This is a genomic window from Clostridium drakei (assembly GCF_000633595.2).
Taxonomy (GTDB): Bacteria; Bacillota; Clostridia; order Clostridiales; family Clostridiaceae; genus Clostridium_AM; species Clostridium_AM drakei.
This window is the reverse complement of the sequence record NZ_JIBU02000012.1, coordinates 307,001-327,359: the sequence shown is the minus strand read 5'-3', so window position 1 is coordinate 327,359 and position 20,359 is coordinate 307,001. Positions and strand designations below refer to the sequence as shown.

16 protein-coding genes are annotated in these 20,359 nt (G+C 27.9%); 14 read left to right on the top strand and 2 right to left on the bottom strand.

All coding sequences use genetic code 11. From position 1 onward, the window contains the following. Positions 1–65: 65 nt before the first annotated feature. The 8 genes from EG57_RS0207155 (at position 66) to EG57_RS0207120 (ending at position 9,355) form a co-directional block, all read left to right on the top strand. On the top strand, positions 66–944 hold the full coding sequence (locus EG57_RS0207155) for a MurR/RpiR family transcriptional regulator (protein ID WP_029954521.1): 879 nt from the start codon (positions 66–68) through the stop codon (positions 942–944). 163 nt (positions 945–1,107) lie between these two features. Next, complete coding sequence (gdhA, locus tag EG57_RS0207150; RefSeq protein WP_032076549.1) at positions 1,108–2,466, top strand: NADP-specific glutamate dehydrogenase; 1,359 nt, start codon at positions 1,108–1,110, stop codon at positions 2,464–2,466. A 170-nt stretch (positions 2,467–2,636) separates the two neighbouring features. Then, positions 2,637–3,860 carry a BaiN/RdsA family NAD(P)/FAD-dependent oxidoreductase gene (locus EG57_RS0207145; RefSeq protein WP_032076548.1) on the top strand — a complete coding sequence of 408 codons (1,224 nt, stop codon included), beginning with the start codon at positions 2,637–2,639 and terminating at the stop codon, positions 3,858–3,860. Between the two features lie 184 nt (positions 3,861–4,044). Beyond that, a complete protein-coding gene (cmk, locus tag EG57_RS0207140; protein ID WP_032076547.1) occupies positions 4,045–4,710 on the top strand; it encodes a (d)CMP kinase in 666 nt (221 codons plus the stop codon). Between the two features lie 16 nt (positions 4,711–4,726). Then, entirely contained in the window at positions 4,727–6,637 is a 1,911-nt protein-coding gene (locus EG57_RS0207135) for a bifunctional 4-hydroxy-3-methylbut-2-enyl diphosphate reductase/30S ribosomal protein S1 (protein ID WP_032076546.1), read from the top strand. A 220-nt stretch (positions 6,638–6,857) separates the two neighbouring features. Then, a complete protein-coding gene (speD, locus tag EG57_RS0207130) occupies positions 6,858–7,238 on the top strand; it encodes an adenosylmethionine decarboxylase (protein WP_007061045.1) in 381 nt (126 codons plus the stop codon). A gap of 111 nt (positions 7,239–7,349) precedes the next feature. After that, positions 7,350–8,402 carry a CotS family spore coat protein gene (locus EG57_RS0207125; protein WP_032076545.1) on the top strand — a complete coding sequence of 351 codons (1,053 nt, stop codon included), beginning with the start codon at positions 7,350–7,352 and terminating at the stop codon, positions 8,400–8,402. An 89-nt stretch (positions 8,403–8,491) separates the two neighbouring features. Further along, positions 8,492–9,355 (top strand): GNAT family N-acetyltransferase, encoded by an 864-nt coding sequence (locus EG57_RS0207120; protein ID WP_032076544.1) that lies wholly within the window; start codon positions 8,492–8,494, stop codon positions 9,353–9,355. 21 nt (positions 9,356–9,376) lie between these two features. On the opposite strand, the gene EG57_RS26705 is transcribed toward EG57_RS0207120, so the two are convergent. Both EG57_RS26705 and EG57_RS0207115 read right to left on the bottom strand, forming a co-directional pair. After that, positions 9,377–9,535 carry a hypothetical protein gene (locus EG57_RS26705; RefSeq protein ID WP_169748478.1) on the bottom strand — a complete coding sequence of 53 codons (159 nt, stop codon included), beginning with the start codon at positions 9,533–9,535 and terminating at the stop codon, positions 9,377–9,379. Between the two features lie 70 nt (positions 9,536–9,605). After that, positions 9,606–10,790: an aminotransferase-like domain-containing protein gene (locus EG57_RS0207115; protein ID WP_032076543.1), complete on the bottom strand. Its 1,185-nt coding sequence runs from the start codon at positions 10,788–10,790 to the stop codon at positions 9,606–9,608. Positions 10,791–11,348: 558 nt separating this feature from the next. On the opposite strand from EG57_RS0207115, the gene miaB reads away from it, so the two are divergent. The 6 genes from miaB (at position 11,349) to EG57_RS0207085 (ending at position 20,287) form a co-directional block, all read left to right on the top strand. Further along, a complete protein-coding gene (miaB, locus tag EG57_RS0207110; RefSeq protein ID WP_032076542.1) occupies positions 11,349–12,695 on the top strand; it encodes a tRNA (N6-isopentenyl adenosine(37)-C2)-methylthiotransferase MiaB in 1,347 nt (448 codons plus the stop codon). A gap of 54 nt (positions 12,696–12,749) precedes the next feature. After that, positions 12,750–15,461, top strand: coding sequence for a DNA mismatch repair protein MutS (mutS, locus tag EG57_RS0207105; protein ID WP_032076541.1), 2,712 nt, complete (start codon positions 12,750–12,752; stop codon positions 15,459–15,461). 91 nt (positions 15,462–15,552) lie between these two features. Next, positions 15,553–17,433: a DNA mismatch repair endonuclease MutL gene (mutL, locus tag EG57_RS0207100; RefSeq protein WP_032076540.1), complete on the top strand. Its 1,881-nt coding sequence runs from the start codon at positions 15,553–15,555 to the stop codon at positions 17,431–17,433. Between the two features lie 111 nt (positions 17,434–17,544). After that, complete coding sequence (miaA, locus tag EG57_RS0207095; RefSeq protein WP_032076539.1) at positions 17,545–18,483, top strand: tRNA (adenosine(37)-N6)-dimethylallyltransferase MiaA; 939 nt, start codon at positions 17,545–17,547, stop codon at positions 18,481–18,483. Between the two features lie 71 nt (positions 18,484–18,554). Then, positions 18,555–18,809, top strand: coding sequence for an RNA chaperone Hfq (gene hfq / locus EG57_RS0207090; protein WP_029160001.1), 255 nt, complete (start codon positions 18,555–18,557; stop codon positions 18,807–18,809). Between the two features lie 197 nt (positions 18,810–19,006). Beyond that, positions 19,007–20,287 (top strand): methionine gamma-lyase family protein, encoded by a 1,281-nt coding sequence (locus tag EG57_RS0207085; protein WP_032076538.1) that lies wholly within the window; start codon positions 19,007–19,009, stop codon positions 20,285–20,287. The last annotated feature ends 72 nt before the right edge of the window (positions 20,288–20,359 follow it).

The following is a 20,359-nucleotide window of genomic DNA, read 5'->3' as shown; positions in this document are numbered from 1 at the left end:
AATAGATGTTAAAATGAAATAAATATTGCAAAAGAATGAGGATGATAAGAAAGGATTGAATAGTTATGGAAGATAATAACAAGCAGGATTTAATGAGAACAATTCAAGTTAAATTTCCAAGATTAAGTAAAGGACAGAAGCTCATAGCTGAATACATTTTAAAACATTATGATAAAGCAGCATTTATGACTGCAGCTAAATTAGGTGTTAGTGTAGGAGTAAGTGAATCTACAGTAGTTAGATTTGCAAATGAACTCGGATTTTCAGGATATCCAAAACTCCAAAAAGCTCTTCAAGAGTTAATAAAAAATAAACTTACTACAGTTCAAAGAATTGAACTTTCTAATGATTTTGTAAGTGAAGAAAGTGCTTTAAAGGGCGTATTAAAATCAGATATGGAAAATATAAGAGCAACTCTTGAAAAAATAAATCATAAAACATTTGAAGATGTTGTAAATAATATATTTGAAGCTAAAAAAATATATATAATAGGTCTTAGAAGCTCTACAGCACTTTCTGAATTTTTAGGATTTTACTTAAATCTTATTTTAGATAATGTAAAAGTAGTTAGCTATGGTATAAGTGATATTTTTGAGCAAATGATTAATGTTACCGATGAAGATTTGGTTATAGGAATTGGATTCCCAAGATATGCAGCCAGAACTATTGAAGCGTTATCTTTTGCGCAAAGTAGAGGTGCAAAAGTTACTGCAATTACTGATAGCTTACTCTCACCATTAGCTGCTAGAGCTGATTATACACTAATTGCTCAAAGTAATATGGCTTCTTTTGTAGATTCATTAGTTTCACCACTTAGTGTTATTAATGCACTAATAATTGCAGTAGGATTAAGAGAAAAAGAAAAAATATCTAAAACTTTTTCTGATTTAGAAGGAATATGGCAAGAATATCAAGTATATTCCTTTAAGGAAAATGATTTGTAAAAGAAGCAAAAATTGTATCCAAGTCTTGATAATAAATTAAAAATTTCAAAAATCAAAAATTTTTTTTTAAAATAAGAAGGAAAAATGAATTTTTTGTTGAATACTATATAATGATGAAGGATATCATATAAATATACTTTAATTATCATGGGGAGGGTTTATAATGACAAAAGAAAATGTACAAAATTATATCAATGAGGTACTAGAAAAGGTAAAAAAGAGAAACGGTAATGAACCAGAATTTTTACAAACTGTAGAAGAAGTTTTATCTTGTATAGGACCAGTATTTGAAAAGCACCCAGAATATGTTGAAGAAAACCTTTTAGAAAGATTCTGTGAACCAGAAAGACAAATTACTTTTAGAGTTCCATGGGTTGATGATGCAGGAAAAGTTCAAGTTAATCGTGGATTTAGAGTACAGTTCAATGGATGCATAGGACCTTACAAGGGTGGCTTAAGATTTCATCCATCAGTATACATAGGAATAATCAAATTTCTAGGTTTTGAACAAATATTAAAGAATTCATTAACTGGACTTCCAATAGGTGGAGGTAAAGGTGGTTCTGACTTTGATCCAAGAGGAAAGTCAGATAATGAAGTTATGAGATTTTGCCAAAGCTTTATGACTGAACTTTACAGACATATAGGACCAGATGTTGATGTACCAGCAGGTGACATCGGTGTTGGTGGAAGAGAAATAGGATATCTTTATGGACAATATAGAAGAATACGTGGAGCATTTGAAAATGGAGTTCTTACAGGTAAAGGATTATCTTACGGTGGAAGTTTAGTAAGACCAGAAGCTACAGGATTTGGAGCAACTTATTATTGTGCAGAAATGCTTAAACATGAAGGAACAGACTTCAAAGGTAAGACAGTTGCAATATCAGGATTCGGTAATGTATCTTGGGGAGTATGTAAAAAAGTTTCTGACCTAGGTGGTAAAGTTGTAACACTTTCAGGTCCAGATGGATATGTTTATGATCCAGATGGCGTTTTAGGTGAAAAAATTGATTATTTACTTGAAATGCGTTCATCAGGAAGAGATAAAGTACAAGATTATGCTGACAAATTTGGAGTTAAATTCTTCAAAGGCGAAAAACCTTGGGGAGTTAAAGCTGATATCATAATGCCAAGTGCTACTCAAAATGATATACATTTAGAGCATGCTAAACAAATAGTTGCAAATGGTATAAAACTTGTTTGTGAAGTTGCTAATATGCCATGCACAAATGAAGCTGTTGAATATTTACAGAAAAATGGCGTTATAGTAGGACCTGCTAAAGCTGCTAATGCTGGCGGAGTTGCTACTTCAGCTCTTGAAATGTCACAAAACAGTGAAAGATTATCATGGACAGCAGAAGAAGTTGATACAAAACTTCATCAAATAATGGTTAATATATATAACAGTTGTAAAGATGCATCTGAAGCTTACGGCTTTGGATATAACTTAGTTGCTGGAGCTAATATTGCTGGATTTGTAAAAGTTGCAGATGCAATGCATGCTCAAGGAAACTATTAATTTTAAGCAAGTTTAGATTTAAGAGACGAATTCATTTGTTGAATTCGTCTTTTTTTATGAATAATTTAAATTTAAGAATAAATCCAGGTATCAAATTTTTTATTTCCAATTTGCATAAACTATATTAATATATTAATATTATAATTGATTATATTTAAGGTGGTGAATTTATGTCAACAGTCATAGTAATTGGTGGGGGTCCTGCAGGCATGATGGCTGCAATAGCTGCATCTAAAAAACATAATACTATACTAATTGAAAAAAATGAAAAGCTTGGGAAAAAATTATACATAACAGGAAAAGGAAGATGTAATGTAACTAATGCCAAAGATATAAATGATTTTTTTGATTACATACCAGGTAATTCTACTTTTTTATATAGTGCTCTTTATACATTTACTAATGAAGATACAATGAATTTTTTTGAAAATTCAGATGTCAAATTGAAAGTAGAAAGAGGAGATAGAGTATTTCCAAAGTCTGATAAATCTTCAGATATAATAAGTGCATTAGAGAAAGTTTTACGAAAAAATAATGTAGATATAAAATTGAATACAAAAGTTAAAAAATTTGTATTTGAAAATAATATAATAAATGCAGTGCAACTTGAAGATGGTTCAATTATTGAAGGTGATAATTTCATATTGTGTACAGGTGGCATTTCCTATCCTCAAACTGGATCTACTGGCGAAGGTTTTAAGATTGCACAGGATCTAGGACATAATATAACAAAGCTTATGCCTTCATTAGTTCCTATTGAAATAGAAGAAGATTGGATAAAAGAACTTCAAGGTCTTTCTTTGAAAAATGTAGAATTAACTATTAAGGATAACAAAAATAAAAACCTTTATAAAGATTTTGGAGAAATGCTTTTTACTCATTTTGGTATTTCAGGGCCTATAGTTTTAAGTGCAAGTAGAATAATAAATAAATCTAATAATCTAAAAGCCATTATTGATTTAAAACCTGCATTATCAAATGAAGAGTTAGATAAGAGAATACAAAAAGATTTTTCTAAATATTTAAATAAAGATTTTAAAAATTCTCTAGATGAACTTCTTCCAAAAAAACTTATAAGTATTATAATTGCTCTTTCAGGAATAGACTCAATAAAGAAAGTAAATTTAATTACAAAAGAAGAAAGAAAAAATTTAGTGAATTTGATTAAAAACCTATCATTAAATATAAAAGGTCTTAGACCTATATCAGAAGCAATAGTCACCGCTGGAGGTGTAAATGTTAAAGAAATCGATCCTTCTACAATGAAATCTAAAATATTAAATAATTTATATTTTGCTGGTGAAATTATGGATGTAGATGCTTATACAGGTGGATTTAATATACAAATAGCTCTTTCAACAGGTTATTTAGCAGGAACTAAAATAGATGAATGAAGAATTTTTTAAAATTCAAGTGTTTAAATAAATATTAAAATTTAATAAGTTTTTATTTAATAAATTGTGGGATAAAATAAAGGATTTTATACTTTTTTATAGAATATATATAAAATATGTGTTATAAAATAAAAGATAAAATATTATACATTTATGTTACTTTTTAGAAAGGCGGAATGAAAATTTGAGTATTTCTGTAGCAATTGATGGACCTGCTGGTGCAGGAAAGAGTACAATAGCTAATATTATAGCTACTAAATTTAATTTAATGTATATAAATACTGGCTCTATGTATAGAGCTGTTACACTAATATCCTTAAGAAATAATATAAATTATAAAGATGTTAATTCTATATGTAACCTTACAAATTCTCTAAATATGTATTTTAAAGGTGATTCATTGATAGTTAATAATGAAGATATAAGTGAAGAAATTAGAAGCATTGAAGTAAGCAATAATGTGTCTAATTATGCTGCTATACCTGAAGTAAGAGAAATACTTGTAAAACTTCAACAAGACATAGCAAATAAATATGATGTAATAATGGATGGAAGAGATATTGGCACTGTAGTTCTAAAAAATTCTCCTCTTAAGTTCTTTTTAACTGCTAATGCAGAAGAAAGGGCAAAAAGAAGATATGAAGAGCTTAAGGAAAAGTGCATTACTGTAGAATATAATGACATACTAAATGATATACTAAAAAGAGATTACATAGATTCTAATAGGGACGTAAATCCTTTAAGAAAAGCTCATGATGCTATAGAAATAGATTCTTCCAAACTATCTATAGATGATGTAATTAGTTTAATATCTGATTACATAGAAAACTATTTAAAAAAGCAAATATGATTGAAGGTGATTGAAGATGAAAATTGTTTTAGCAGATGAAGCTGGTTTCTGCTTTGGAGTAAAAAGGGCAGTAGAAGAGGCAGAAAATGTGCAAAAAAGGTATAATAAGAAAGTTTTTACTTTAGGACCTTTAATTCATAATAGTGATGTAGTAAATTACTTGAAAGAGAAAAATATATATCCAATAGAATTAGATGTTATAAATGATCTAAATGAAGACGATATAGTTATAATAAGATCTCATGGTGTTCCGAAAAAAACTATAGAACTGTTGCAAAGCAAGTCTTTGAACATAGTTGATGCTACGTGTCCTTATGTAGCAAATATACATAAAAAAGTAGATGAATATTATAAATTAGGTTATTCCATACTTATTGTAGGTGATAAAAGTCATCCAGAAGTTATAGGTATTAATGGATGGTGTGATAATAAAGCAATTATATCTAAAAATGGCTCAGATTTTAAAAACTTGCCAGGTAAAATTTGTGTTGTTTCACAAACTACTGAAAAGCAGGAAAATTGGGAAAGAGCTTTAAGTATAATAGTAAAGAATTGTAAAGAAATTGTTGCGTTTAACACTATATGTAGTGCAACTGAACTAAGACAAAATTCTGCTGAAAAACTTTCTAAAAAAGTAGATTTTATGGTGGTTCTCGGTGGACGAAATAGTTCTAATACTACTAAGCTTTATGAAATATGTAAAAATAACTGCTCAAATACTATTCATGTTGAAAATTCAGGAGAAATACCTGATGATATAATTAATTCTAAAATAAATACTATAGGTGTTACAGCAGGTGCTTCAACACCTCACTGGATAATAAAGGAGGCAATTTCAAAAATGTGCGAAGGGAAAAATCTAGAAATGAGTGAGCAGCTAGCTTACATGGAACAAAATGATAAACAAATAATAGTAGGTCAAGTAATTACAGGTACTGTAATTACAGTAAATGAAAAAGAAGCATTTCTAAATATAGGTTATAAATCAGATGGTTTACTTCCTAAATCAGAAGTAACAAAGGATGATAATTTAAATTTATCAGATTTAATTCAAGTTGGAAATGAATTAGAAGTTAAGGTTATAAGAAGAAAAAATGAAGATGGTTATGTAGTCTTATCTAAAATAGAGCTTCAAAGAGAAAGTGCTTTTAAAGAAGTTAAAGAAGCAAGTGAAAATAAAAATTCATTAAAAGTGTTAGTTAAAGATGCAGTAAAGGGAGGATTAGTTGCAACTTATAAGGGTATAAGAATATTTATACCTGCATCGCATGTAGAGCTTTTTCATGTAAATGACCTTTCTGTATATATAGATAAAGAACTAGAAGTAAATATAATAGAATTTAAAGAAGAAAGAAAAGGAAGAAGAATAGTAGCTTCACGAAGAGATTTATTAAAATCTGAAAAAGAAGTTAAAGATCAAGAAACTTGGAATTCATTAGAAAAGGATACAGTTGTAGAAGGTGAAGTTAAGAGATTAACTAATTTTGGTGCCTTTGTAGATGTACAAGGAGTTGATGGACTTCTTCATGTATCAGAAATATCTTGGGGCAGGGTGGAAAAACCTGAAGATTCACTTAAAATAGGAAAGAAAGTAAAAGTTTATATACTTGATGTAGATAAGGAAAAGAAAAAACTTTCTTTATCTATTAAAAAAACTATAGAAGACCCTTGGACTAATGTAGATATTAAATATCCTGTAGGGAACATAGTTCTTGGAAAGGTAGTTCGTTTTGCTAACTTTGGTGCTTTTGTTGAATTGGAACCAGGTGTGGATGCGTTGGTTCATATATCTCAAATAAGTCACAAGAGAATAAATAAACCCGAGGATGCCTTAAAAATAGGTGAAGAGATAAAAGCAAAAATATTAGAAGTAAATAAAGAAAATAAAAAAATAGGATTAAGTATCAAAGAGGTAGATGAAATTTAATATTTTAGAATAATTTTTGTAAAATGCGTGTAATATAAAACTATAGAACACGCATTTTTATATACATGTTAAATAAACTCTGTAGTATTTAAGAGGGATTTTTAAATAACAAGAGTTTTTTTATGCATATTATGAAAAAATACCTATATATATTGACTTTTTTATTATATTTGATAAAATTTAATTGTTATCATTTTATATAAGGGGGTAAATACGGATAATGAATGAATTAGGACGTCATATTTTAGCAGAAATTTATGGGTGTAGTTCCGAAAGCTTAAATAATAAAGAATTTATTGAAAAAGTAATGGTGGATTCTGCATTAAAGGCAGGTGCAGAGGTGAGAGAAGTTGCTTTCCATAAGTTTAGTCCCCAAGGTGTTAGTGGGGTTGTTATAATATCAGAATCTCATTTGACAATACACACTTGGCCAGAGCTTGGATACGCCGCTGTTGACGTATTTACTTGTGGTGATAAAGTAAATCCATGGGATGCATGTAATTATATGACTGAAAAATTAAATGCAAAGAATATGACCGCTACTGAGGTAAAGCGAGGAATATTTGAACAACCTGTGTCAGTTAAAGCGTCAAATATATAAGAGATCATCGATAAGATGGTCTCTTATTCATTAAGATTAAATAACTGTAATTAAATTCCATCTATTTTAATATATTATTATATATATGTTTTATAGGTGGTGAAAATATAAATGGAGAACTATGATATTACCATTGAAAATAACATGCCAAAAAAAGAAAAAAACATGGTAAATGCAGTGCTTGAAAAATATGATTTTGAAGTTATAAATTATTCTAAGGTGAGAAGTGCATATAAAATAGAAACAAATAATGGTAATGTTTGTCTAAAGAGAATAAATCATGGAAAATATAAGCCGCACAATGGAAGTTTTTTAGTAGATGCTCTTTCAGATAAGGGTTTTTTTAATACAGCTAAATATTATAAAACTAAAACTCAAGATAAATATGTTAAGTATAAAGATATACTTTTTTATGCTACAGAATGGATAGATGGAGAAGAATGTGATTTAGGTAATATAGAAGAAGCTATAACCTGTGTAAAATTATTAGCTCAATATCACAAAGCAGCAAATGGTATAGATACTACTCAACTTAAAATACGGAATAATTTAAAAAATTGGCCCAAAATTTTTAAAGATAATTTAAGAGATTTAGAAAAATTTGAAAGAATTGTGAAAAACAAAAGGATAAAAACTAAATTTGATTCAATGTATTGTAGCTGTTTAGATAATATATATAATAGAGCAATGATATCCTTAAAGTTTTTAAATGATTCAGATTATTATAAATTATCTAGACAAGCAGAAAAAAACAAAACTATATGTCATGATAGCTTTTATTATCAAAATATAATAAAAAAGAATAATCAATACTATATAATAGATTTAGATAGTATTATTATAGATCTTCATATTAATGATTTAGGTAAATTTATAAGAAGGCTAATGTTTAAAAGTTCTTATGAATGGAGTTTTGAAAAAGCGAAAATTTTAATAGAAGCTTATAATGAAGTTAATAAATTAGAAAAAAGCGAGTTAGAAGTAATGCTTGCTTTAATAGTTTTTCCACATAAGTTTTGGAAGCTTGGTAGAAAAAGATATATCAAATATAAAAAGTGGGATGAAAGCAAGTATATTCACAAATTAAATAGACTTATAAAATATAATGATATGCAGAATAAATTTTTAGAAGAATATTTAAATTATATTGAAAGTTACTCTTAAAATTATTAGTGAATTTGACTAAAAATAACTTAGGAATTATACTTAAAATAAGGTGTTATTAATAATTTTCAATTATGAGGATAATTAACATGTTTCAATGCGTAAGACTAAATAAAAAGAATTTCGATATTTTCAAAAAACTAAATACAAGTAATTCTAGTTTCAATTCTTTAAACAAAGATTTCTTTGAGGCTTATGATAAATGTAATTTTGCTAGCCAAATGTTTTTAAAACGAAAAGTTAAATTATTAAAAAAACAAGATGATTACATAGGATACATTTGGTTTGAAATGGAAGATAAAAATAATTGTAATATAAATTCTTTAAATGTACCTAAAATACACAGTCATTTGCCATACAAATTTCTAATAGATATTTTAAAGCATAATTGTACTATTTCATATTTATGTGAAAATAACAATTATAATTTTGAAGTTTTGCAGAATATAGGTTTTCATAAAAAGGATGGAACTTTAATACTCTTACACTGTATTGAAGAACATATACCATTAATACAAAAAGAAGGCTTAGAATTTCAAATTTTTAGATTAGGTGTTGACGAAAAACTAAGATGCGATTTACAAAATAAAATATTTAAAGATGATTCTAGAATACCATTAACATTAGACGATATATATATTGATGAGATGCAAGATTATTACGTTCAGAATGGCTCTATATTCTTAAAAAGAAATGAAGAGTATATTGGGTATGGTCAAATAATATTAGAGGATGACATGCCCGTCATAGTGAATTTTGGTATACTTGAAGAATATAGAGGATATGGATACAGTAAAGTACTGCTTAGATATCTTTTTAATATAATTAAATGCAATAATTTTACTAAAGTAAAATTAAAAGTTAAATCTTCAAATGAAATAGCATTAAATTTATATAAAAGTTTAGGTTTTAAAATATTAGGACAAATATATAAATGGCAATTAAAAAAATAATCTCTGTATTTATGACAGAGATTATTTTTTTATAATGCTTTCAATTGGAACATAAGCTGATTTCAATTGAAACATGGATTCACACTGAATTTGTTGGAAATAGTTTCTATCTCCAATACACTCACATCTTACTAAATCCTTATCTTTTTCAAGTTGATCTGATTTTTTCATATCATGCATAAAATAGTCCCTCCTTTTAGGAGTAGTTTACCCTAAAAGGTGGGTTTTATTAATTAATTTTTTAGATATTTTAGTAATATTTAGCAAGAACTTTGCCTAATCTCTTCACTCCCTCTATTATTTTGTCATCAGGCATGCAGGAATAGTTTAATCTAAAATAATTTGGATGACCGCCATTAGGGAAGAAGGAACCACCAGGAACATAAGCTACATTCTCTTTTAAAGCTTCTTTTAATATTTCTGCAGCATCAAGTCCGTCTCTTAACTTAACCCATGTAAATAGTCCTCCATAAGGGTTTGTATGAGTCACCTCTTTAGGAAAATATTTGTCCAAACATTCAAGCATTAAAGTTCTACGTTTTCCATAAACTTTTTTTATGCTTTCTATATGTTCATCTAAATTATAAGTTTCCATAAATAATGCAGTTGCTCTTTGATCCAATGTACTGCATTGTAAATCAGCACCTTGTTTTACTACTATATATTTTTCTAAAATTTCAGGTACAGCGCATATCCAACCTAATCTCAAACCAGGACAGAAATTTTTTGAAAATGTTCCAAGATAAATGACCCATCCTTCTTTATCAAAGCTTTTTATAGAAGGATGTCTTGTTCCCTCAAATATAAGATCTCCATAAGGATTATCCTCTATTACAGGGATTTTATATTCTGCCGCTAATTCTGCAATTCTTTTTCTTCTATCATCTGGCATAGTAATTCCAGTAGGATTTTGAAAATCAGGTATAGTATATATCATTTTAGCATTAGGATTTGCTTTCAATGCTTTTTCTAAATCTTCTATTATCATACCATGTTCATCCATTGGTATTTCTACAAATTTTGGTCTGTATGCTTTAAATGCATTAATTGCACCTAAATAACTAGGACTTTCACAAATAATTACATCGCCTTCATTTACGAATATCTTAGCTGAAAATTCTATTCCTTGTTGTGACCCTGTTGTCATAGCTATATTATCAGCAGTGACATTTACTTTTGCAGGTGTCATTCTTTGCTTAGCAATTATTTCTCTTAAAGGTTTGAAACCTTCTGTAGAACTATATTGTAAAGCTAATTTTCCATCTCTTTCTAAAACTTTTTGCATGATTCCTTCCATTTCTTTAACAGGAAATAATTCAGGAGCAGGTAATCCACCAGCAAAAGAAATGATTTCAGGCATTTCTGTTAATTTTAAAAGCTCTCTAATTTCTGATGCCTTTAGGCTATCAGCTCTTTCTGAAAAACGTATATCCATAAAAATCCCTCCGAAAAATTATATAATATTTAATGTATATATTAACTTATTCTATAAAAAATAAAAAAATCCTTTTTATTTATAGAAAATTGCATGCTATTTTAGATTTATATTATAATTAATTTAAAATTCAGTTAATTTGAAAACATTTTCAAAGTGACTAAAATGATTTTTAATGTTATTAATATTACAATTTTTTATTCATTATTTTATTGATAGTTGAGATTAAACATAGTTATTTTTAAATATTATGCGTGTAAAACAAATAAACGTTTGCAAATCTTTGTATAAAGCTATTTATACCAAATATTTAAAAATAAGAAAAAATAAAAAGCAAAAAATTCAAATATTAAATAACAAGTATATCTTATTGTCAATGTATTATTATCGAAATAGAGTTTTTCTTATTTTACATTAATGTATTTAAAATTTTAAAATTTACTAACTTTTTAGCCATATAAATAATATAAAATAGATATTAGTAAAAAAATATAGTATAATGTAAAAGGTTAAGTATACAACAATGAAATAAGTAGCATAAATGTAGAGGTGAAATAATTGAGCAATGAATTAAAAATTAAAGAAAATAACAAACTATTTTTTATAGAAACCTGGGGATGTCAGATGAATGAAGAGGATTCTGAAAAATTATCTGGCATGCTAAAAAAAATCGGTTATGAAAGAACTGAGGTAAAACAAGATTCTGATCTAATAATATTTAATACTTGTTGCGTAAGAGAAAATGCCGAATTAAAAGTGTATGGAAATCTTGGTGCACTAAAAAAGCTTAAGGATAAAAAACCTGATTTGATAATAGCAATATGCGGATGCATGATGCAGCAGGAAGGAATGGCGAAAGAGATAATAAAGAGATTTTCATTTGTAGATATTATATTTGGAACTCATAATGCATATAAATTCCCAGAATATTTGAATAGGGTAAAACAAGAACAAAATTCTATAATTGAAATTCAAAATAAGGAAGACGGAATTGTTGAAGGCCTTCCAATAGACAGAAAAAGTGATGTTAAAGCTTTTGTCACAATAATGTATGGATGCAACAATTTTTGTACTTATTGTATAGTTCCTTTTGTAAGAGGTAGAGAAAGAAGTAGAAGACCTGAAGATATCGAAAATGAAATAAAAGATTTAATATCAAAGGGTTATAAAGAAATTACTTTACTTGGACAAAATGTTAATTCTTATGGTAAAGATTTAGAACCTAAACTAAGTTTTGCAAATCTTTTAATAAGAATAAATAAAATAGAAGGATTAGAAAGAATTAAATTTATGACTCCTCACCCTAAGGATTTTACGCAGGATGTACTAGATGCTATTGCAGAGTGTAAAAATGTGTGTGAACAGGTACATTTACCTGTTCAATCAGGGTCAAGCAGCATATTAAAAAAGATGAATAGACATTACACAAAAGAGCAGTATCTTGATTTAGTACACAGAATAAGAGAAACTATACCTAATGTATCTATAACTACAGATATTATAGTAGGTTTTCCAGGAGAAACAGAAGAAGATTTTGAAGAAACTTTAAGTTTAGCAAGAGAAGTACAATATGATTCTGCATTTACATTTATATATTCAAGAAGAAAAGGAACCCCTGCAGATGAAATGGAAGAGCAAATAGGTGAAGATGTGAAGCATGAGAGATTTAATAGGTTAGTAGAAATAATCAATGCTTCTAGTGCTAAAAATAATAAAAAGTACGAAGGTAGAATTGAAGAAATTTTAGTTGAAGACTTGAGTAAAAATGATGACACTAAATTGACTGGAAGGACAAGAACAGGTAAACTTGTTAATTTTCCTGGCAGTAAAGATAATATAGGAAAACTTGTCAAAGTTAAAATTGTTAAGGCAAATTCATTTTCATTAATAGGAGAAGAAATTTAAAGTGGCAAGGGGATGTTATTTCCCTTGCCACATGGTTTAGAGGAGGTTTTTAATTTGGGATTAACTCCAATGATGCAACAATATTTAGACGCAAAAGAAGGATGTAAGGACTGCATACTTTTTTTTAGATTAGGAGATTTTTATGAAATGTTCTTTGAGGATGCAAAAATAGCTTCTAAAGAACTAGAGCTTGTGCTCACAGGTAGAGATTGTGGATTGGAAAATAGAGCACCTATGTGTGGTATACCTTATCACGCTGCCAATACCTATATGAGTAGACTAATAAATAAAGGATATAAAGTTGCTATTTGTGAACAACTTGAAGATCCATCTCAATCTAAAGGAATTGTTAAAAGAGGAATCATAAAAATAATTACTCCAGGTACATACACAGATGCTTCTTTTTTAGAAGAAAATAAAAATAACTATATAATGTCTTTATACTTAGAAAAAGGAAAAAATATGTGTTCGCTATGTTTTGCAGATGTATCTACAGGAGAATTTAACTGCACAGATATGGAATTTAACTTAGCAACTTTGCTAGATGAAATTTCTAAGTATTCACCAAAGGAAATATTAATACAAGATAATTTAGACGAAAAGATACAAAAGGATATAAAAGAAAGATTTACTTCAGCTTTTACCAGTCTTTCAGAAGAGTTTTTTATTTTAAACTCAAGAGAATTGTTAAACAAACAATTTAGCAGTTTTAAAGAAGATGATTATAGTGAAATTTTAATTAAATGTTCAAATGGTCTTTTGAAATATATTGTTGAAACGCAAAAAACTTCATTATCACACATTAATTGTTTTAATTATTATAATGTAGTAGATTATATGGCTATAGATATAAATTCTAGAAGAAATTTAGAATTAACTGAAACTTTACGTGATAAAAGTAAAAAAGGATCTCTTCTTTGGGTAATGGATAGAACAAACACAGCCATGGGAGGAAGACAACTTAGAAAATGGATAGAACAACCTTTAATAAATAGTAGTTCTATAAAATTAAGGCTTGATTCTGTAGAAGAGTTATTAAACAATTTATCAGTTCATGAAGATTTAAAGGAAGCTCTAAAAGAAATTTACGATATAGAAAGATTAGTTGGAAAAATATCTTCTAAAAATGTTAACGCTAAAGAATTGATATCTCTTAAAGGTTCCATAAAAAGAATACCAATTATTAAAAAAATACTTTCAAATTTTGAAACTACCCTTCTTCATAATATGAGTGTTAAATTAGATGAATTGCAGGATATATATGAAATATTAGATAAAGCTATAATAGATACCCCTTCTATATCTTTAAAGGAAGGTAATCTTATAAAAGAAGGATATAATGAAGAAGTTGATGAATTAAAATTAGCTAAAGCACATGGTAAGGATTGGATTGCTTCTCTTGAAAACAGCGAAAGAGAAATTACAGGTATTAAATCTTTAAAGGTTGGATACAACAAAGTTTTCGGATACTATATTGAGGTAACAAAATCTAATCTAAGTTCTATTCCAGAAGGAAGGTACATAAGGAAACAAACTTTAGCTAATGCAGAAAGATATATAACTCCTAGTCTTAAAGAAATGGAAGATAAAATACTTGGAGCAGAAGAAAAGCTTACTAATTTGGAATATGACATTTTTATTGATGTAAGAGATAAAATAGAAAAGCAAGTAGATAGAATGCAGGAAACCGCAAAAATTATATCTGAAATAGATTGTTTAAGTTCTCTTGCTACTATAGCTTTAGAAAATAATTATTGCAAACCAGAAATTAACAGTAAAGAAGATATTTATATTGAAGAGGGAAGACATCCTGTAGTAGAAAAGATGATATCTTCAGGAAGTTTTATATCAAATGATACTATTATAAATACTTCAGATGAACAACTTTTAATCATAACAGGTCCTAATATGGCAGGAAAATCTACTTATATGAGGCAAGTAGCTTTAATCGTGCTTATGGCCCAAATAGGAAGTTTTGTTCCTGCTAAAAAGGCAGTAATATCTGTTTGTGATAAAATATTTACGAGAATAGGCGCTTCTGATGATTTAGCTGCGGGTAAAAGTACTTTTATGGTTGAAATGTGGGAAGTATCAAATATATTAAAGAATGCTACTAATAAAAGCTTAATACTACTAGATGAAGTTGGAAGAGGAACTAGTACCTATGATGGTTTAAGTATAGCTTGGTCTGTAATAGAGTATATTTGCAAAAATAAAAAACTTAAATGCAAAACATTGTTTGCTACCCATTATCACGAACTTACTAAACTAGAAAGCATAATTAAAGGTGTAAAAAACTACTCAGTGTCTGTAAAAGAAATTGGCAGTGACATTGTATTTTTAAGAAAAATCATACGTGGTGGAGCAGATCAATCATATGGGATAGAAGTAGCAAAATTGGCAGGTTTGCCTGATGAGGTTATTGAAAGAGCAAAAGAAGTATTAAATTCTATTGAAAATGAGAAAAGCAGCGATATAGATGTTAATGAAATTTTAAGCAATAATATTCAAATAAATAAAGAAGATATATCACATACACCAAAGGAATATATAAGTGTTGATGAAGATGTGACATCTAAAAAATTAAAAGGTAATAATTTGACACTTAAAGAAAATAAAAATGTACCTCTTCAAATGGGTTTTACTGATATAGAAAAGGAAAACTTAATAAAAGAAATAAGTTCTCTTGATGTATTAAGTATGACACCTATGGATGGATTTAATAAACTTTATGATATAATAAGAAGAGCAAAGGAACTTAAATAAGTACATTATCAAATATAAAAATATTAAAATAAGTAACTTGATTTTTAGTTACTTATTTTTAATAAGTTATATAGGTGGTGAAAATAATATTTTGAAAAGAGTAAATGTATTAGATTTAGAAACCTCTAATAAAATAGCCGCAGGAGAAGTAGTTGAAAGACCTTTTTCGGTAGTAAAAGAATTAGTTGAAAATAGTATAGATTCAGGAGCTAAAAATATAACTGTAGAAACCATAGATGGAGGGCAAAAAAGTATAAAGGTTTTAGATGACGGAGATGGTATCCATGCGGATGATATAGAAAAAGTTTTTATGCCTCATGCTACAAGTAAAATAAGAGATATAGATGATATCTATAACATAAATACTATGGGATTTAGAGGAGAAGCTTTAGCTAGTATTGCCTCTGTGTCAAATACTGTTTTAAGAAGTAGAGCAAAAGATTTTGATTTCGGAAAAGAAATTTCAATAAGTGGAGGAAATATAAATTATATTAAAGATGCAGCTTGTAATTTAGGAACTACCATAGAAGTTAATGATTTATTTTTTAATGTTCCTGCTAGAAAAAAGTTTTTAAAGTCTTCTAGTAGAGAATCTGCTTATATAACAGATATACTAAATAGGCTATCACTAGCTCACAGCGATATTTCCTTTAGGCTAATCAATAACGAAAAAAAAGTACTTACAACTTATGGGACAGGAAATTTATTAGATGCTATAAGATGTGTATACGGAAAAAACATATGTGATAATGTATTAAACTTTGAAAGACATACAGATATAATGTCTATATATGGATATATTGGCAATTCTGAAATAAGCAGAGGAAGTAGAAACAATGAAAGTATATTTGTAAACAAAAGATATATAAAAAACAAACTAATGACAGCAGCAGTAGAAAATGCCTTTAAATCTTTTTTGATGATAAATAAGTATCCTTTTTTTGTATTGTTCCTAGACATATTTCCAGAATACATAGACGTAAATGTTCATCCTACTAAATCTGAGATAAAATTTAGAGATGATAGGGAAATTTTTAAAATTACCTTTGACACTGTTCATACAGCTTTAAGAGATAGTATTAAAGAATCCTTTAATATTCCGGTTGAAGAAATTAATAATGATTTACCTGATATAACTCATAAAAATAAATATGAAGATAGTTTAGGAAAAATAGAAAATAAAAAAGATTTGATACAGCTTCCCATTGACTTAAATTCAAAATGGCAGCATAATTATGAAGTTCCAAAACATGTTGAGAATGGAAGCTACATTGAAAATCAAATACAAGAATGTAATAGTAAAAATTTTCAATTATGCAAAGAAAATAGTGAATTATTAGAAATAGATGGTAGTTGTAAAAATAGCGAAAATAGCCTTGAGAAGGAAGCCAAGTTTCCTAAATTGAATATAATAGGCCAATTTCACAATACATATATATTAGCTCAATATGGAGATACTCTTTATCTTATAGATCAACATGCTGCTCATGAAAAAATACTATTTGAAAAATATAAAAATAGTATTAAAGAAAATGATGTGATAGCTCAAATTTTAATAACTCCTATAATTATTGAATTATATCATGAAGATTTCTTATATTATACAGATAACAAAGAAACTTTTTCTAAAGCAGGTTTTAATATAGAGATTTTTGGCGATAATACAATAAGTATAAGAGAAGTACCATTAATATTAGGAAAACCTGATGTAAAAAATTTATTTATAGATATATTAGAAAACCTTAAAAACATGGGTTCTGGTGAAACTTGGACGATAAAGTATAATGCTATAGCTAGGTTGGCATGTAAGGCTGCAATTAAAGCTAATGATAATTTATCTAATGTAGAAATGAATGCTTTAGTAGAAGATTTAAGATTTATAGATGATCCATTTAATTGTCCCCATGGGAGACCTACTATAATAAAATTCACATTAAATGAGTTAGAAAAGAAATTTAAAAGAATACAATAATTATGTTAAAACATTTATTATGAAAATACATTTTTTAAATGAAGTTTTAAGTTGTTAAGTGATCTATTAACTTAGAGATATGACATACATGAAAAAAAGGGGGGGGATTTTATGAAGAATTTATTTATATTAGCAGGTCCCACAGCTGTAGGTAAAACTGATATATCCATAAAACTTGCTCAAAAATTAAATGGAGAAATAATATCTGCTGATTCCATGCAAATTTATAAATACATGGATATAGGTTCTGCAAAAGTTACAAAGGAAGAAATGCAAAATATACCTCATCATCTTATAGATATAATAGAACCTAATGTAAATTTTAATGTTTCTGAATATAAAAAAATGGCAGAAAAAGAAATAAAGTCTATAACCTCTAAAAACAAATTACCTATGCTAGTTGGGGGAACTGGATTATATATTAACTCTTTAATTTATAACTATGATTTCACAGAAGCATCTACAGATTATGAGTACAGACAACATCTTCATAATTTAGCTGAAATAAAGGGAAAAAAATATGTGCATAGCATGCTTAAAGAAGTAGATATTCAATCTTTTAATAGATTATATCCAAATGACTTAAAAAGAGTTATAAGAGCTCTAGAAGTTTATAAACTCACAGGAAAAACCATAAGTGAATTTAATTTAGAAAATGATATATATGATATCCCATACAATGTTTATTATTTTGTACTTACCATGAATAGAGAAAAGCTGTATGAAAGAATAAATATGAGAGTAGATATTATGCTTCAAAATGGATTAATAGAAGAAGTAAAAAAACTAAAACAAATGGGATATTCTGATGAAATGCAATCAATGAAAGGTATTGGATATAAGGAAATCTTATATTATTTAGATAATAAAATTTCTTTAGATGAAGCTATATATTCTATAAAAAAAGGAAGCAGAAATTATGCTAAAAGACAACTTACTTGGTTTAGAAAAGACAAAAGAGTTATTTGGATAGACAAAGATAAATTTAATGAGGATAATGAAATCGTAGATAATATAGTAGATATTTTTGCATCATTAAAGAAATTATAATAATTAAAAGGAATTTATAATAATTTATAGAATATATAAAAATAAAACTTACGACGGAGGGTGTAGATAATATGAGTAAAACAGTTAGCAACTTACAGGATATATTTTTAAATGGTGCCAGAAAAAATAAAACTGCAGTTACCATACATTTAACTAATGGATTTCAACTTAAAGGTAATGTAAAAGGCTTTGATAGTTTTACCGTGGTTTTAGATTGCGATGGTAAACAAATGATGATATACAAACATGCAATATCTACTATTACACCAGCTAAAACCATTTTATTTAACAATATTCCTTTTGAAGAAAACCAAACAGAAAAGTAAGAAAATAGGCATATCATTGCCTATTTTTTTTTAATGTGCTATTATAAACATTGTGTTATAAATAACCAGCAACTAAGAATCATATTGATTATTCATAGATGTAGCTGCCAAGAAATTCAATTGCTAATTTTTGACTTTTTGGAAATTATTATTGATTATAGTTGCTTTGTAGATAAATTTAAAAGGAGCTTGATAAAATGATTGAAACAACAAAACAAAAGTTAAAGGATTATTATGGTATAAGTGATAAAGTCATTAAACTTTATGAACAAACCATAAATGATATAAAAGATGAATTTTCAAAATATGATGAAATAAGAGAATATAATCAATTAAAGGTTTTAAATGCACTACAGCAGGAGAGGATAAGTGATTCTCATTTTACTAATTCCTCAGGATACGGGTATGGAGATATAGGAAGAGATTCTTTGGATAAGGTTTATGCCAGAATATTCAACTGTGAAAGTGCGTTAGTAAGACCTCATTTTGTAAATGGCACTCATGCGTTGGGAGCTGCTCTATTTGGAAACTTAAGGCCAAATGACACTATGATGTGTATATGCGGTACACCTTATGATACATTACATAATATTATTGGAATAAACGAAAAAGAGAATATGGGTTCTTTAAAAGACTTTGGAGTAAATTACAAACAGGTTGATTTAACTTGTGATGGAAAATTCAACTATGATAAGATTAAAAATGAATTAGAAAATGATGCTAGCATAAGATTAATACATATACAAAGATCTACTGGTTACGGATGGAGAAAAGCTTTATTAGTATCAGAAATTAAAGAAATAATAGATTTTGTAAAAAGCATCAAACCTGAGGTAATATGTTTTGTTGATAACTGTTATGGAGAATTTATAGATATACAAGAACCTACAGATGTGGGTGCTGATTTAATTGCAGGTTCTCTTATAAAAAATATAGGTGGGGGAATAGCACCAACAGGAGGGTACATAGCTGGAAAAGAAGAATATGTTACACAAGCTTCTTACAGATTAACAATACCAGGAATAGGCGGAGAATGCGGTTCAACTTTTGGAGTTATGAGACTTTTATATCAAGGATTGTTTCTTGCACCACATGTAGCTATAGAAGCGTTAAAAGGTGCTCTTTTCTGTGCAAGAATAATGGAACTTTCTGGATTTGAAGTACTACCATCTTATAAAGATAAGAGAAGCGATATAATACAAGCTATAAAGTTTAATGATAAGGAAAATTTAATAAACTTCTGCAAAGGCATTCAACAAGGATCCCCTATAGACTCTTTTGTACAATGTGAACCATGGGATATGCCAGGTTATGAAGATCAAGTAATAATGGCAGCTGGTGCTTTTGTTCAAGGTTCTTCTATTGAATTATCCGCAGATGCGCCTATAAGAGAACCTTATATAGCTTACCTTCAGGGTGGTCTTACTTTTGATCATGCTAAAATAGGCATATTGATTGCTCTTTCTAAAATAATTTAAATTATAAAATAAAAATAGTACCTCATATATAATTTGATATGGGTACTATTTCTATTTTATGTGTGAAAATAT

What these genes read in the sequence shown, in the direction of transcription:
- gdhA (WP_032076549.1), top strand. Translation starts at nt 1,108, where the DNA reads ATGACAAAAGAAAATGTACAAAATTATATCAATGAGGTACTAGAAAAG.
- EG57_RS26705 (WP_169748478.1), bottom strand. Translation starts at nt 9,535, where the DNA reads ATGCATGATATGAAAAAATCAGATCAACTTGAAAAAGATAAGGATTTA.
- miaA (WP_032076539.1), top strand. Translation starts at nt 17,545, where the DNA reads ATGAAGAATTTATTTATATTAGCAGGTCCCACAGCTGTAGGTAAAACT.
- EG57_RS0207135 (WP_032076546.1), top strand. Translation starts at nt 4,727, where the DNA reads ATGAAAATTGTTTTAGCAGATGAAGCTGGTTTCTGCTTTGGAGTAAAA.
- EG57_RS0207085 (WP_032076538.1), top strand. Translation starts at nt 19,007, where the DNA reads ATGATTGAAACAACAAAACAAAAGTTAAAGGATTATTATGGTATAAGT.
- EG57_RS0207145 (WP_032076548.1), top strand. Translation starts at nt 2,637, where the DNA reads ATGTCAACAGTCATAGTAATTGGTGGGGGTCCTGCAGGCATGATGGCT.
- EG57_RS0207115 (WP_032076543.1), bottom strand. Translation starts at nt 10,790, where the DNA reads ATGGATATACGTTTTTCAGAAAGAGCTGATAGCCTAAAGGCATCAGAA.
- speD (WP_007061045.1), top strand. Translation starts at nt 6,858, where the DNA reads ATGAATGAATTAGGACGTCATATTTTAGCAGAAATTTATGGGTGTAGT.
- hfq (WP_029160001.1), top strand. Translation starts at nt 18,555, where the DNA reads ATGAGTAAAACAGTTAGCAACTTACAGGATATATTTTTAAATGGTGCC.
- EG57_RS0207120 (WP_032076544.1), top strand. Translation starts at nt 8,492, where the DNA reads ATGTTTCAATGCGTAAGACTAAATAAAAAGAATTTCGATATTTTCAAA.
- EG57_RS0207155 (WP_029954521.1), top strand. Translation starts at nt 66, where the DNA reads ATGGAAGATAATAACAAGCAGGATTTAATGAGAACAATTCAAGTTAAA.
- EG57_RS0207125 (WP_032076545.1), top strand. Translation starts at nt 7,350, where the DNA reads ATGGAGAACTATGATATTACCATTGAAAATAACATGCCAAAAAAAGAA.